The sequence below is a fragment of the Paramylibacter ulvae genome (assembly GCF_014652655.1).
Taxonomy (GTDB): domain Bacteria; phylum Pseudomonadota; class Alphaproteobacteria; order Rhodobacterales; family Rhodobacteraceae; genus Amylibacter; species Amylibacter ulvae.
The window spans coordinates 166983-180260 of the sequence record NZ_BMZF01000001.1 but is presented as its reverse complement, the minus strand read 5'-3'; the positions used below and the strand labels follow the sequence as shown (position 1 = coordinate 180260).

Sequence of the window (13278 nt, the reverse complement as noted above, 5' to 3'; positions counted from 1 at the left end):
CACAAAAAGCCTCGCGCAAGCGGGGCTTTTTTTTGGCATAAACCTGCGCATAACATCACTGTGCGTTGTTTTTTGCCCACAAGCTCGGCATTGTTTCCAAAACCAGTAGAGGAATATCCATGTTTGGTTCGAAATTTTGCAAATTGGCGATGACCACGGCGTTCGTTTTGTCCAGCGCGATAAGCCTGTCCGCACAGGGATTGATCCGCGATGCAGAAATTGAACGCACATTAAAATTGGCCGCAAAACCAATTTTGGCCAAGGCGGGTGTTTCCCAAAGCAACGCCAATATTTTGGTGGTAAATGACCGTTCATTGAATGCGTTCGTCGCTGGTGGGCGCCATATTTTTGTCCATCACGGGCTGATCCTGAAACTAAAATCTGTGGAACAATTGCAATCGGTTTTGGCGCATGAAGTTGGCCATATTACAGGTGGCCACATTGCACAGCGTGCGGGTGCTGCCGCCAGTTCAAAAACCGCGGCGGGTGTTGGATTTTTGCTTGGCATAGCTGCTGCAGCCGCTGGTTCTGGCGAAGCCGCTGTCGCGCTGTCTGCGGGATCGGCATCGGTTGCGACACGTAACTTTTTAACCCACACACGCGCCCAAGAATCGAGCGCAGATCAATCAGGTGCACGCTTTATGGCCGCCGCAGGCATTGATCCTGTTGCCGCAATCGAAGTGTTGGAAATCTTTGACGGCCAAGATTTGATGTCGGCGAAACACCGCGATCCATATACATTATCGCACCCAATGTCGCGCGAACGTATCGCAAATTTACGCGCCTTTGCTGGGGCTTATAAACCCCGCGCCAGCACACAACCCGCCAATTTGGATTACTGGTATGCGCGCATGGTTGCCAAATTCAACGGGTTCACGAACAACCCCGCCAGCGTTTTGCGCCGTGTCAAAAAATCGGACAAAGGTGAAATTGCCACCCTGACCCGCGCGATTGCATATCATCGTAAGCCCGATCGCAAACGCGCGATTAACGAGATTAACCGATTGGTAAATATGCGCCCCAACGATGCATATTATCATGAATTGCGCGGCCAAATCTTGTTGGAAAATCGCGATGTGAACGGTGCGATCAAATCATATCGCACAGCAACAAAACTTGCGCCAAATGAATCACTGATCTTGGCGGGGCTTGGGCGTTCGTTAAACGCGGCCAATACCAACAACAAAGAGGCGTTGAACGTGTTACAACGCGCCTATTCCAAGGATCCGCGCGATGGCCGCATGTTGCGCGAACTGGCCGTGGCATATGCACGTGCAGGGCAAAACGGTAATGCATCAGTTGTCACCGCCGAACGGTACGCGCTAGCATCCAATTTTAAACAGGCATCTGTTCATGCAAAACGCGCACAAGGATTGCTGCCGCAAGGGACGAGTGGTTGGCTCAAAGCGCAGGAAATATTGGCTCTGGCAAAACAAGCGACGTCACGTAAACGTTAAGACTTTTCACACTGCCAAAACATCTTTATACAGGTTCAAATGACCTTGCCGAAGATAAGGCACAAATTTCGAGGGTGAAATGACCAAAAAAGATCAAGATACTGATGTTCAGTTTGTACAGGCCTTGGCCGAATTGCTGCGCGAAAATGACCTGACTGAATTACAGGTGAAACGCGAATATGGCGACGATAAAACGTTGAATGTGCGTGTCACACGCCAAACTGCAATGACCGTTGCAGCAGCACCACAGATGGTTGCCACCGCGCCCACAGCTGCACCAGCCGCCGCGCCAGCCGCAACAGAAACCGCCAGCGCAAGTGATCCCGCTGATCACCCAGGTGCCGTCACATCACCCATGGTTGGCACCGCGTATTTGCAACCTGAACCTGGTGCCGCAGCATTCATCAGTGTTGGCCAGAAAGTTGCCGCAGGCGATACATTGTTGATCGTCGAGGCGATGAAAACAATGAACCAAATCCCTGCCCCTAAAGGTGGCACCGTGAAACGTATCCTGATCGAAGACGGCACACCCGTTGAATTTGGGACGCCACTTGTGATTGTTGAATAAGCGATAAACGAAAGAAACAAACATGTTTTCCAAGATTCTTATCGCCAATCGGGGTGAAATTGCATTGCGGGTCATCCGCGCCGCCAAAGAATTGGGCGTGCGGACCGTCGCCGTTCATTCCACCGCAGACGCAGACGCCATGCATGTTCGCATGGCAGACGAAAGCATCTGTATTGGCCCACCATCGGGTGCGCAAAGCTATCTAAACGTGCCAAACATCATTGCAGCGTGTGAAATTACAGGTGCCGAAGCGGTTCACCCTGGGTATGGTTTCCTGTCTGAAAACGCCAATTTTGTACAAGTGTTGGAAGATCACGATATTACTTTTATCGGACCAAGTGCAGCGCATATCCGCATGATGGGCGATAAAATCACCGCCAAAGACACAATGAAAAAACTGGGCGTGCCTTGTGTTCCAGGATCGGACGGTGGTGTTGATACCATCGAAGAGGCGCATAAAGTTTCTGATGAAATGGGTTTCCCTGTAATTGTAAAGGCAACCGCTGGTGGTGGTGGTCGTGGCATGAAACTTGCGAAAACCAAGAAAGATCTGGACGAGGCATTTTCCACCGCACGATCCGAATCAAAGGCCGCATTTGGTAACGACGAGGTTTATATTGAAAAATACCTCACACTACCGCGTCATATCGAGGTTCAGGTATTCGGCGATGGTCGTGGCCGCGCCGTTCATTTGGGCGAGCGTGATTGTTCACTGCAACGTCGCCACCAAAAAGTGTTTGAAGAGGCACCAGGCCCAACAATTGATGAAAAAACCCGTGAAAAAATTGGCAAGGTCTGCGCCGATGCTATTGCAGACATTAAATATTCGGGCGCCGGTACAATTGAATTTTTGTACGAAAATGGCGAGTTCTATTTTATCGAGATGAACACACGATTGCAGGTGGAACACCCTGTGACCGAAACCATCTACGGTGTGGATTTGGTAAAACAACAAATCCGTGTTGCCGCTGGCGAAGAAATGACATTCAAACAAGAAGAATTGTCGATCAAAGGCCATGCGATCGAGGTGCGGATTAACGCGGAAAAACTTCCAAATTTCACGCCTTGCCCGGGAAAAATCACCACGTTTCATGCCCCTGGCGGTTTGGGCGTGCGCATGGATTCAGCACTTTATGCTGGCTATACTATCCCGCCCTATTACGACAGTTTGATTGCCAAGCTGATCGTTTCAGGCATTACCCGCGAAGCGGCGCTTGCGCGGCTGCGTCGTGCATTGGGTGAATTGATCGTGGATGGCGTAGATACCACCGTGCCCCTGTTCGACGCGTTATTACAAGAAGAAGACGTGTTAAAAGGGAATTATGATATTCACTGGCTGGAAAAATGGCTGGAAAAACAAAATCCCGAATAAATATCAAATGGTTGGGTGGATGATATGACCACCCAACCAAAAAAAATTACCCCTCATTTATTGCTACAAGCCTATGCACAGGGCGTTTTTCCAATGTCGGAAAGCGCAGATGATCCCGACATATTCTGGGTTGATCCACAGATGCGCGGGATATTCGAACTGAATTCGTTTCATGTGTCGCGTTCTTTGGCGCGGCGTATCAAACGAAGTGACTATCGATATGAAATTAATACATGTTTTTCGGATGTCGTTCGTCATTGTGCGGATCGTGATGAAACGTGGATAAACGCAGAAATATTTGAGCTATATTGCCAACTTCATACGCTGGGATATGCACATAGCGTTGAGATTCACCGCGACAATCGCTTGGTCGGTGGGGTTTATGGCGTGGCCTTGGGTGGTGCGTTTTTTGGCGAAAGCATGTTTTCAGTTGAAACGGATGGATCCAAGCTGGCGCTGTTTCATTTGATTAACCATCTAAAATCACAGGGGTTTACCCTGTTTGACACGCAATTCATCACATCGCATTTGGCAACATTAGGTGCAATTGAAATCCCGCGCAGCGATTATCGTGAACGCCTAGATCAGGCGCTTGGGATAAAGGCTTCGTTTATTTCGGCGCCAGACATTTAATCACCCAAACATCGTAACGTGGGTGTTCCAATGCGGATAACGCAGGGCTAGATGCCACCATCCAACCGTCAAACGCGGGGTTTTCCATACGTGAATCCAAAATCAACAAATGCGCAAATGCATCCGTGTTTAAACGGCGTTGTGGGTAACGGCATTCTTTCAGCGTGACTTGAATTTTTGCCACCTCGATTGTCGAACCGCTTTGCATTTCAAAATCGGCCACTTGCCCCGTGACGCGATCCAGCATCCGTATAATCGCGCCCGATCCATTGGTGGTTTTTACCGCGGCAAAGCTGGGCAATGCCATCATAAAAGCAAATGATATCAGCGCAATACGGATCATTGGTCAGTGCCCGCCACGAATTTTAGCAACAATGATATCAAGCTGACCGACCCTTGGGTATCGATGAATTCACCGCCCTGTTCCATTGCAAATTCGGACCCACCAGGCACGACCTCTACAAAGGTGCCCCCAAGCAATCCTTCTTGAGAAATTTGAACGCCTGAATCATCGGGGATTTTCAGATCTTCGCGCATGGAAAATTCCATATTTGCCCGAAACGATTCAGGATCAAGCGCAAGTGCAGTAACCGTGCCAACCTTGACGCCCGCCATACGCACGTCAGTGCCAACGGATACACCATCCGCACTGCGAAAGCTGGCGTTTAATTCATATCCGCTTGATTTCGTGGAAAATCCCACACTTGACGATGCAAAAATCAAAAAACCAGCAGCAGCGGCGACAACAACGGCGCCAACGGCGGTTTCAGTAAGGTTCTGTGCCATTGCAAATACCCTTTGCTACTCAGGTTGCCATGCTTCGTAATCGGTGCGATCGGCTGGTTTTGCGTGACGCAACGATCCCGCAGGCGCATAGGCCATCGCGGTCCCTGTCAGGTTTTCCTGATGCGGTTTTTCCCACACCTTGTGTTTCAATGGTTTATCGGTTGGTGGTTCTTTGAATGTGTGGTGCAACCAGCCGTGCCAATCCGCATTTACCCGCGATGCTTCGCTTTCGCCGTTGAAAATAACCCATCGGCGTTTGCCGTCGCGCGTTTCATAATAGATGTTGCCCTGTTCGTCTTCGCCAACCTTTACGCCCTTGCGCCACGTATAAAAACGTGTGTTGAGCGTTTGGCTATTCCACCAAGTAAATAAGCTTTTGATAAAATCCATCTGCGGCATCCTTCGTTCTGTTATCTTGTATATGCTACAAACCCAGACCAACGTCCAGCATAAGAAAAATGCACTGGCGGGAATTCCGCCAATGCATTCAATTTTTTCACGATTAGTTGTGGGATTAGCCCGCTGATGCGGTTTCTTCCACCTTGTCTGCGTAAACGATCAATGGTTCGCCTTCGCCCGTTACGGCGTCTTCGTTGACCACAACGTCTTGGACGTTTTCAAGACCTGGCAAATCAAACATGGTATCCAACAATATGTCTTCCATGATCGAACGCAACCCACGTGCGCCGGTTTTCCGTGCGATGGCGCGTTTGGCGATGGCACGTAATGCTTCGTCTGTGAATTTCAGATTCGCATCTTCCAGCTCGAACAAGCGTTGGTATTGTTTCACCAATGCGTTTTTGGGTTCAGACAGGATTGTAATCAATGCATCCTCGTCCAAATCGGTCAATGTCGCCAAAACAGGCAAACGACCAACAAATTCTGGGATTAGGCCGAATTTCAACAAATCCTCTGGTTCCAATTCGGTGAACCATTCGCCCACGGTGCGCTCTTCTTCGTTTTTGACATCTGCGCCAAACCCGATACCAGAACCCTTGCCACGTTGGCCAATGATTTTATCCAAGCCCGCAAATGCGCCGCCACAGATGAACAAAATGTTCGTGGTATCCACTTGCAAGAATTCTTGTTGTGGGTGTTTACGACCACCCTGTGGGGGAACGGATGCAACCGTGCCTTCCATGATTTTAAGCAATGCTTGCTGAACACCCTCGCCCGAGACATCGCGGGTGATGGATGGGTTGTCTGATTTGCGGGTGATTTTATCGACCTCGTCGATATAAACGATACCACGCTGGGCGCGTTCCACGTTATATTCAGATGCTTGCAACAATTTCAGAATGATATTTTCAACGTCTTCGCCAACATAGCCAGCCTCGGTCAATGTTGTGGCGTCAGCCATTGTAAATGGCACATCAATAATGCGTGCCAATGTTTGCGCGAGCAATGTTTTACCACAACCCGTTGGCCCAATAAGCAAGATATTGGATTTCGAAAGCTCGATATCATCCTTGGTGTGTTCGGCGTGATCCAGACGTTTGTAATGGTTATGCACAGCAACAGACAACACGCGTTTCGCCACATCTTGGCCAATCACATATTCATCCAAGAAATTACAGATATCCGCGGGCGTTGGCACACCTTCGCCAGATGTGGCAATGCCACCCTTGGCTTCTTCGCGGATGATATCCATACATAATTCAACACATTCATCACAGATGAACACAGTTGGACCCGCAATTAATTTGCGCACTTCATGCTGGCTTTTGCCACAAAACGAACAATACAGTGTATTTTTCGCGTCCGTATTGTTTGAATTCGACATATTTTACTCCGCCTTATTTACGCTTGCCCGATACGATATGGCAGAACCATGCCCGATACAATGCGATTATTCGTTACCTAGTGACCAGACATGGCTAAATTATGACCATATATTTGACACACGATAGCCACAGCAAGATGAATAAACCCTTGATTGTGCGCCCTATTCGTCTGGCAATGCGCGTTTTTGCACGATCTCATCAACCAGCCCCCAATCTTTGGCCTCTTCTGCGGTCATGAAATTATCGCGATCAAGCGCTGTTTCGACCTCTTTCAATTTACGTCCGCAATGTTTGACATAGATGTTGTTTAAGCGATCTTTCAGTTCCAAAATTTCTTTGGCGTGCAGTGCGATATCGGATGCTTGGCCTTGGAAACCACCAGATGGCTGGTGCACCATCACGCGTGCATTTGGCAATGCAAAACGCTGGCCCGGTTCACCCGCGGCCAATAACAACGACCCCATTGATGCGGCTTGGCCGACGCACAGCGTCGAAACCTTGGGACGGATATATTGCATCGTATCATAAATCGACAATCCGGATGTCACCACGCCGCCCGGGCTATTGATATACATGAAAATGTCTTTCTTGGGGTTTTCCGCCTCAAGAAACAACAATTGTGCAACGATCAATGTAGACATGCCATCATGCACCGGGCCTGACAGGAAAATGATGCGTTCTTTTAACAGGCGTGAAAAAATATCGTATGATCGTTCCCCACGTGATGTTTGTTCCACAACCATTGGAACCAATGTATTCATATAAACTTCTTGTGGGTCTCTCATGATATTTCGCCTGTGTTTGCAAATTTCTGCGATAACTGTAGTGCGCCTTGCGGGGGGCTTCAAGGCGCGTTTTGGCCTTGTAAGATGAATTAAATATTAAATATCATCAAAACAAATTGTCCCTGCATTTTTGCGCACTGTCTGTGGTGTAAAAATACCACGAGCCTAAATTCCCCCGCGTCACAAATGTCACATTGCGTTTGACCGCAACCACATTGTCGCACTAACGTAATCGTGAAGTTTCTAGGGAGAGAGCATCATGAAAATAAAAACAATTTTGGCGTCAGGTGCAGCCGCGTCAACACTCATCGCATCATCCGCTTTTGCTGGCGGTATGGATCGCGCAACATTCAGCCCAAGCATCTTGTTTGAACAAGGCAATTATGCCGAGGCAGCATTGGCCGTTACATTGCCAAGTGTAACACCAGCGGGTTTACCACATTCGTTCAACGTTGCTGAATCATTCACAACATTGAAATTCGGCTACAAGCATCAATTCAATGATAAACTGGCGGTGGCGTTTGTTTATAACAATCAACCGCTGGGCGTTGATATTAATTACGCATCATTGGGCAGCCCACTTCGCGGTTCAGTAAGTTCAACATCTGCTACTCTACTTGCTAAATACAGCTTTACTGATCGTTTTAGCGCGTTTGCTGGGATCAAACACCAAATTGCCAAAGGTTCTGCCGATTTGACTGCAATTCCAGCTCTTGGTTTAACCGAAGCACATAGTTTTTCCAGCGACTCTGACACAGGTTATATTGCTGGTGTCGCATATGAAATTCCTGATATCGCACTACGTGTTTCGCTATCATATGAATCTAAGCTAGATTTCGAATTGGACTCTATAGGCGCAACATCTGGTGGCAATTACGGCAAGACTCTTGCTGGCTCACCTGAAGCATACACGTTGGAATTCCAATCTGGTATCGCCGCGGACACATTGCTGTTTGGTAGTGTACGTCGCGCGAACTGGTCAGATGCGAATGTTGTATTTGCAGGGCTTGCACCACTTTCAAACTTCGAAGACACAACTGCATATTCATTGGGTATCGGTCGTAAGATATCTGATGAATTCTCAATGTCGTTGACTTTGTCATACGAAGATAAAGGTGCAGAACCTGTAAGCTCACTTGCACCAACAAACGGTTTGTTTGGCGTTGCTCTCGGTGGTGCATACACTGGTGCAAACGGAGTAAAAACATCAATGGGGATCAGCTACTCTCCACGTGGTGATGCGATGACAGATGCTGGCACACAATTCGGTGATAACGAAGTTATCACGTTTGGCATGAAAGTTTCCAAAAGCTTCTAAGTTATTGTAAAATATAATAATTAAGCCCGCCTCGTGCGGGCTTTTTTATGTAAGCTTGACATTTGGTAAGGTATTACTTACCGTAAGTTATGACTTACGATATGATTTTCACCGCCCTCGCCGACCCGCGCCGTCGCAACATATTGCAACAGATCGCAACGCAACCCATGTCGGTGGCGCAACTGGCTGATCAACATAACGTCAGCCGCCCCGCAATTTCACAACATCTCAAAATCCTGACCGATGCTGGTCTGCTATCCGTCACGCCAAAGGGCACCAAACGGATTTATCAGATTAATCGCGATGGGCTGGCACCCGTGCGCGCCTATATCGATGGGTTTTGGGATGATGCGCTCACCGCTTTTCAAGACCACATTATCAACCAAGCAAAGGATTAATTATGCTGCCACCTGTCATTAAAACCATCACCGTTCCCTGCCCGCCTCAACATGCATTTGATACGTTCACCAATGACATTGACACATGGTGGCCCAAAGATAAAAACAGCGTTTCCGCCATGAATGGTGCGGTCGCGCAACGTGTTGTAATGGAGCCAAAAACAGGTGGTGCAATTATCGAAACTGATCACACGGGCACGGATTTAATTTGGGGGTCTGTCACCGAATTTTCACCCCATTCAAAACTGGCGCTCGCATGGCATATCAATCTGGAACCCAAAGACGCAACTTTTGTTGAGGTCACATTTGAACCAAGCAGCACTGGCACCACAGTCACGCTAAAACATTACGGCTGGGAAGCGTTTGGCGACAAGGCGCAGGATATGCATGATGGCTATAACGCGGGCTGGGTTGGTGTGTTTGAAACCGCCTTCGCCAATGCCTGTTCATAGCAACGCATAAAAAAAGAGCGCCACTTGGGCGCTCTTTCAATCCGTAATCTGAAAACAGATTAAGCGTCCAATTCTTCAACTGCTTTTTGCAGCTCTTCTTTGGTCACTTCTTTTGTTGTCGTTTTCGCATTTTCTACGATGTAATCAACAACTTTGTCTTCAAAGATTGGCGCACGTAGCTGTTGTTGCATCTGCTGGTTTTTCTGAATGAATTCAAAGAATTCACGCTCTTGACCAGGATAGTTTTGCACCTGTTGCATCACCGCTTGCTGCATTTCTGCATCTGTTACTTCGATCTTTTGGATCTGACCAACTTCTGCCAACAAAAGACCCAAACGCACGCGGCGTTCTGCCAGTTTGTTATGCTCGTCTGTTGGTGTGATTTCTGGGTGGTCGTGGCCTTGAACATCTGGGTTCTCTTCGTGCCACAACTGGTGTGCGATTTGGTTTGCTTCGGCTGTGATCAGGCTCTCTGGTAATTCGAATGTTACCAATTTGTCCAGACCATCCATCAAGTCACGCTTCATCACCATACGTGCCGCGCCAGCATATTCCGCTTCTAGACGCTCACCAATTTGTTTTTTCAAATCATCAAGGCTTTCTGCGCCGAATTTTTTCGCCAATTCGTCGTCAAGCTCTGCTGCTTTTGGCTCTTTCACGTCTTTTACTTTGCATTCAAAAACAGCGGCTTTACCAGCCAAGTTTTCTGCGCCGTAATTTTCAGGGAAATCTACATTCACAACAACGTCGTCGCCTGCTTTGGCACCAACAAGCTGTTCCTCGAAACCAGGAATAAAGCTGTTTGAACCCAAAACCAGCGGGTAATCATCTGCTTGGCCGCCATCAAATGCAACATCGTCAACTTTGCCCAAGAAATCGATAACGATTTGGTCGCCGTCTTTTGCTTTGCTGCCTTTTTTGCGTGATTCAAAGTTTTGCGCAGTTTCTGCCAAGTTCGCCAATGCTTCGTCGATATCCGCATCTGCTGGCTTAACAGTCAATTTTTCCAATTTCACCTTGGAGAAATCTGTTTCTGGCACGTCTGGAAGGCGTTCGTAGTTCAATGTTACTTCTACGTCGTCGCCTTCTTTCCAATCATCATTGGTCATTTTAACATCTGGCTGGCCTGCTGGGCGGTCGCCTGATTTTTCAAAATGCTCGTTCATCGCGCCATCAATGCTTTCTTGCATTGCTTCGCCCAAAACTTGCTGACCGAATTGTTTTTTCAACAACGCTTTTGGAACTTTACCCTTGCGAAAACCCTTCATTTCGATGGTTGGCGCGGCTTCTTCCAATTTGGCATCAACTTTGTCTGCCAATTCTTTTGCTGTTAAAACAATGGTATAGCCTCGCTTCAGGCCTTCGTTCAACGTTTCGGTCACTTGCATTTTGCGGTCCTTTTAACTGGGGTTTGGCCACACGCCATAACCCACATGCATGGGAAAAACTGACGTCCTTTTAGGGATGGAACGGCATGGGTGCAAGGGCAGATTTATAAGGGGAAAATTGCGCAAATATGCGCTTGTCTCTGTTTTCATCATTATCGAGAAAGATGGTACGGGTGAAGGGACTTGAACCCCCACGCCTCGCGGCGCCAGAACCTAAATCTGGTGCGTCTACCAATTCCGCCACACCCGCACATATATCCGAGTCATTGCTCGAATGACGTGCCTTCTAGCGCAACTATTTGAGGGATGTAAGAGCAAAATTGATCAATTATGGAAAAATATTATCAGATCAGTATTGCCCATGAATATGGCAAGTTTGGCCAAGGTTGAAGTGACCCGCTTTGCGCACTGCCCATTTATTACGCAATCTGCCTATTTATTATGCAAACACTGCAACAAACAGCCCCACAGGCATCACCACAGCGTATCCGAATTGCAAAGCTGCACAAAAGATGGCTGAAACACATGCAGCATATTAATTTTCGGAGACTTCACCCCCATGAAAAAGATCGAAGCGATCATCAAGCCATTTAAATTGGACGAAGTGAAAGAAGCCTTGCAAGAGGTTGGCGTCCAAGGTCTGTCCGTTATCGAAGCCAAAGGTTTTGGCCGTCAAAAAGGACATACAGAATTGTACCGCGGCGCGGAATACGTTGTGGATTTCTTGCCAAAGGTAAAAATCGAATTGGTGATTTCTGACGATCAATTGGAACCGGCGATAGAGGCGATCATCGACGCCGCGCGCACCGAAAAAATCGGCGACGGTAAAATCTTCGTATCCGACATTGAACAAGCCATCCGTATTCGCACAGGCGAAAACGGCGTGGACGCACTTTAACTAACGCATCATAAGAAGAGGAGCACTCAACATGAGCGCAAAAGATTTAGTAAAACGTATTGCGGACGAAGACATTCAATATGTCGATATCCGTTTCACCGACCCACGCGGCAAGCTACAGCACGTAACAGTGATCAATGATGAGGTCGATGAAGACTTTCTCGAAGGTGGTTTCATGTTTGATGGTTCATCCATCGCAGGTTGGAAATCCATCGACAAATCAGACATGAAATTGATCGTGGACACAGAATCCGCATATCTTGATCCGTTCTACGCAGAAAAAACAATCGCTGTGCATTGTCACGTTGTTGAACCAGACACTGGTGAAACATATGACCGTTGCCCACGTTCAACAGCCATGCGCGCCGAAGAATATTTGGTTGCATCAGGCATTGGTGACACGTCTTTCTTTGGCCCAGAGGCCGAATTCTTCCTATTCGACGATGTCCGTTTTTCAAACACAATCAACAAAGTGTCTTACGAAGTTGATGCCGCTGATGCGTCATGGAACACAGATACTGAATATGAAATGGGCAACATGGGCCACCGCCCTGGTGTTAAAGGCGGCTACTTCCCCGTAAACCCAATTGATGCGGCACAGGATTTGCGTTCTGAAATGCTATCGACAATGAAATCAATCGGCATGAAGGTTGACAAACACCACCACGAGGTTGCGTCTTGTCAGCACGAATTGGGCTTGATTTTTGGCACGTTGACGAAACAAGCCGACGAGTTGCAAAAATATAAATACATCGTCCACAATGTTGCACATGCCTACGGCAAATCAGCGACATTCATGCCAAAACCGATCGCCGGTGATAACGGCACAGGCATGCACGTGAACATGTCCGTTTGGAAAGACGGCAAACCATTGTTCGCAGGCGATAAATACGCTGACCTGTCACAAGAAGCACTGTATTTCATCGGTGGTATCTTGAAACACGCGAAAGCGTTGAATGCGATCACAAACCCATCCACAAACAGCTACAAGCGCCTGATCCCGGGCTTTGAGGCACCAGTTCTGCGCGCATATTCTGCGTCTAACCGTTCTGGCTGTGTACGTATCCCATTCGCAGAGAGCCCAAAGGCAAAACGCGTAGAGGCACGTTTCCCAGACCCAGCAGCAAACCCATACTTGTGTTTCTCTGCTCTGTTGATGGCTGGCCTTGACGGTATCAAAAACAAAATTGATCCAGGCGAAGCATCTGACAAAGACCTTTACGATCTGCCAGCCGAAGAATTGGCAGGCATCCCAACGGTTTGTGGTTCATTGCGCGAAGCACTTGAATCACTAGAGGCCGACATGGACTTCTTGACCGAAGGTGGCGTTTTCACAAAGTCGCAAATCGAAGGTTACATCGCCCTGAAATGGGAAGAAGTATTCGCATACGAGCACACGCCACACCCAGTTGAATATGGCATGTACTACAGCTGCTAAT

The 13278-nt window shown here is 48.0% G+C and carries 15 protein-coding genes and 1 tRNA gene; 9 read left to right on the top strand and 7 right to left on the bottom strand.

The genetic code is table 11. The features are described 5' to 3' along the window. Positions 1 to 119 precede the first annotated feature (119 nt). The 4 genes from IE094_RS00980 (at position 120) to aat (ending at position 4030) form a co-directional block, all read left to right on the top strand. Positions 120 to 1457 carry a M48 family metalloprotease gene (locus IE094_RS00980; protein WP_189638707.1) on the top strand — a complete coding sequence of 446 codons (1338 nt, stop codon included), beginning with the start codon at positions 120 to 122 and terminating at the stop codon, positions 1455 to 1457. Positions 1458 to 1536: 79 nt separating this feature from the next. Beyond that, positions 1537 to 2025, top strand: a complete 489-nt coding sequence (gene accB, locus IE094_RS00975; protein ID WP_189638706.1) for an acetyl-CoA carboxylase biotin carboxyl carrier protein — start codon at positions 1537 to 1539, stop codon at positions 2023 to 2025. 22 nt (positions 2026 to 2047) lie between these two features. Next, on the top strand, positions 2048 to 3397 hold the full coding sequence (gene accC, locus IE094_RS00970; RefSeq protein WP_189638705.1) for an acetyl-CoA carboxylase biotin carboxylase subunit: 1350 nt from the start codon (positions 2048 to 2050) through the stop codon (positions 3395 to 3397). 24 nt (positions 3398 to 3421) lie between these two features. Beyond that, positions 3422 to 4030 carry a leucyl/phenylalanyl-tRNA--protein transferase gene (gene aat / locus IE094_RS00965; protein WP_189638704.1) on the top strand — a complete coding sequence of 203 codons (609 nt, stop codon included), beginning with the start codon at positions 3422 to 3424 and terminating at the stop codon, positions 4028 to 4030. Here aat and IE094_RS00960 read toward each other — a convergent pair. The 5 genes from IE094_RS00960 to clpP all read right to left on the bottom strand — a co-directional run bounded on the left by IE094_RS00960 (position 4008) and on the right by clpP (position 7385). Next, positions 4008 to 4373 carry a DUF2155 domain-containing protein gene (locus IE094_RS00960; RefSeq protein WP_229801950.1) on the bottom strand — a complete coding sequence of 122 codons (366 nt, stop codon included), beginning with the start codon at positions 4371 to 4373 and terminating at the stop codon, positions 4008 to 4010. The two genes, aat and IE094_RS00960, sit on opposite strands and share 23 nt — an antisense overlap. Beyond that, complete coding sequence (gene mlaD / locus IE094_RS00955) at positions 4370 to 4816, bottom strand: outer membrane lipid asymmetry maintenance protein MlaD (RefSeq protein ID WP_189638703.1); 447 nt, start codon at positions 4814 to 4816, stop codon at positions 4370 to 4372. Before mlaD ends, IE094_RS00960 begins: the two co-directional genes overlap by 4 nt. 15 nt (positions 4817 to 4831) lie before the next feature. Continuing rightward, on the bottom strand, positions 4832 to 5206 hold the full coding sequence (locus IE094_RS00950; protein WP_189638702.1) for an NADH:ubiquinone oxidoreductase subunit NDUFA12: 375 nt from the start codon (positions 5204 to 5206) through the stop codon (positions 4832 to 4834). A gap of 124 nt (positions 5207 to 5330) precedes the next feature. Beyond that, complete coding sequence (gene clpX, locus IE094_RS00945) at positions 5331 to 6599, bottom strand: ATP-dependent Clp protease ATP-binding subunit ClpX (RefSeq protein WP_189638701.1); 1269 nt, start codon at positions 6597 to 6599, stop codon at positions 5331 to 5333. A gap of 162 nt (positions 6600 to 6761) precedes the next feature. Beyond that, positions 6762 to 7385, bottom strand: a complete 624-nt coding sequence (gene clpP / locus IE094_RS00940; RefSeq protein ID WP_189638700.1) for an ATP-dependent Clp endopeptidase proteolytic subunit ClpP — start codon at positions 7383 to 7385, stop codon at positions 6762 to 6764. Between the two features lie 259 nt (positions 7386 to 7644). Here clpP and IE094_RS00935 point away from each other — a divergent pair, with 259 nt between their 5' ends. The 3 genes from IE094_RS00935 to IE094_RS00925 all read left to right on the top strand — a co-directional run bounded on the left by IE094_RS00935 (position 7645) and on the right by IE094_RS00925 (position 9553). Beyond that, positions 7645 to 8703, top strand: a complete 1059-nt coding sequence (locus tag IE094_RS00935) for a hypothetical protein (protein ID WP_189638699.1) — start codon at positions 7645 to 7647, stop codon at positions 8701 to 8703. 89 nt (positions 8704 to 8792) lie between these two features. Then, a complete protein-coding gene (locus IE094_RS00930) occupies positions 8793 to 9101 on the top strand; it encodes an ArsR/SmtB family transcription factor (protein ID WP_189638698.1) in 309 nt (102 codons plus the stop codon). 2 nt (positions 9102 to 9103) lie between these two features. Then, positions 9104 to 9553, top strand: a complete 450-nt coding sequence (locus IE094_RS00925; RefSeq protein WP_189638697.1) for an SRPBCC family protein — start codon at positions 9104 to 9106, stop codon at positions 9551 to 9553. 59 nt (positions 9554 to 9612) lie between these two features. Here IE094_RS00925 and tig read toward each other — a convergent pair whose 3' ends face one another. Then, positions 9613 to 10941 (bottom strand): trigger factor, encoded by a 1329-nt coding sequence (gene tig / locus IE094_RS00920; protein ID WP_189638696.1) that lies wholly within the window; start codon positions 10939 to 10941, stop codon positions 9613 to 9615. A 165-nt stretch (positions 10942 to 11106) separates the two neighbouring features. Then, positions 11107 to 11191, bottom strand: a tRNA-Leu gene (locus IE094_RS00915). Positions 11192 to 11500: 309 nt separating this feature from the next. Here IE094_RS00915 and IE094_RS00910 point away from each other — a divergent pair. Together IE094_RS00910 and glnA are read left to right on the top strand one after the other, a co-directional pair. After that, positions 11501 to 11839 carry a P-II family nitrogen regulator gene (locus IE094_RS00910; protein ID WP_099593491.1) on the top strand — a complete coding sequence of 113 codons (339 nt, stop codon included), beginning with the start codon at positions 11501 to 11503 and terminating at the stop codon, positions 11837 to 11839. 31 nt (positions 11840 to 11870) lie between these two features. Beyond that, positions 11871 to 13277, top strand: coding sequence for a type I glutamate--ammonia ligase (gene glnA, locus IE094_RS00905; RefSeq protein ID WP_189638695.1), 1407 nt, complete (start codon positions 11871 to 11873; stop codon positions 13275 to 13277). Position 13278: the final 1 nt, after the last annotated feature.

Excerpts from the sequence above, each read along its gene's own strand:
- IE094_RS00980 (WP_189638707.1), top strand. The coding sequence starts at position 120 with ATGTTTGGTTCGAAATTTTGCAAATTGGCGATGACCACGGCGTTCGTT.
- accB (WP_189638706.1), top strand. The coding sequence starts at position 1,537 with ATGACCAAAAAAGATCAAGATACTGATGTTCAGTTTGTACAGGCCTTG.
- accC (WP_189638705.1), top strand. The coding sequence starts at position 2,048 with ATGTTTTCCAAGATTCTTATCGCCAATCGGGGTGAAATTGCATTGCGG.
- aat (WP_189638704.1), top strand. The coding sequence starts at position 3,422 with ATGACCACCCAACCAAAAAAAATTACCCCTCATTTATTGCTACAAGCC.
- IE094_RS00960 (WP_229801950.1), bottom strand. The coding sequence starts at position 4,373 with ATGATCCGTATTGCGCTGATATCATTTGCTTTTATGATGGCATTGCCC.
- mlaD (WP_189638703.1), bottom strand. The coding sequence starts at position 4,816 with ATGGCACAGAACCTTACTGAAACCGCCGTTGGCGCCGTTGTTGTCGCC.
- IE094_RS00950 (WP_189638702.1), bottom strand. The coding sequence starts at position 5,206 with ATGGATTTTATCAAAAGCTTATTTACTTGGTGGAATAGCCAAACGCTC.
- clpX (WP_189638701.1), bottom strand. The coding sequence starts at position 6,599 with ATGTCGAATTCAAACAATACGGACGCGAAAAATACACTGTATTGTTCG.
- clpP (WP_189638700.1), bottom strand. The coding sequence starts at position 7,385 with ATGAGAGACCCACAAGAAGTTTATATGAATACATTGGTTCCAATGGTT.
- IE094_RS00935 (WP_189638699.1), top strand. The coding sequence starts at position 7,645 with ATGAAAATAAAAACAATTTTGGCGTCAGGTGCAGCCGCGTCAACACTC.
- IE094_RS00930 (WP_189638698.1), top strand. The coding sequence starts at position 8,793 with ATGACTTACGATATGATTTTCACCGCCCTCGCCGACCCGCGCCGTCGC.
- IE094_RS00925 (WP_189638697.1), top strand. The coding sequence starts at position 9,104 with ATGCTGCCACCTGTCATTAAAACCATCACCGTTCCCTGCCCGCCTCAA.
- tig (WP_189638696.1), bottom strand. The coding sequence starts at position 10,941 with ATGCAAGTGACCGAAACGTTGAACGAAGGCCTGAAGCGAGGCTATACC.
- IE094_RS00910 (WP_099593491.1), top strand. The coding sequence starts at position 11,501 with ATGAAAAAGATCGAAGCGATCATCAAGCCATTTAAATTGGACGAAGTG.
- glnA (WP_189638695.1), top strand. The coding sequence starts at position 11,871 with ATGAGCGCAAAAGATTTAGTAAAACGTATTGCGGACGAAGACATTCAA.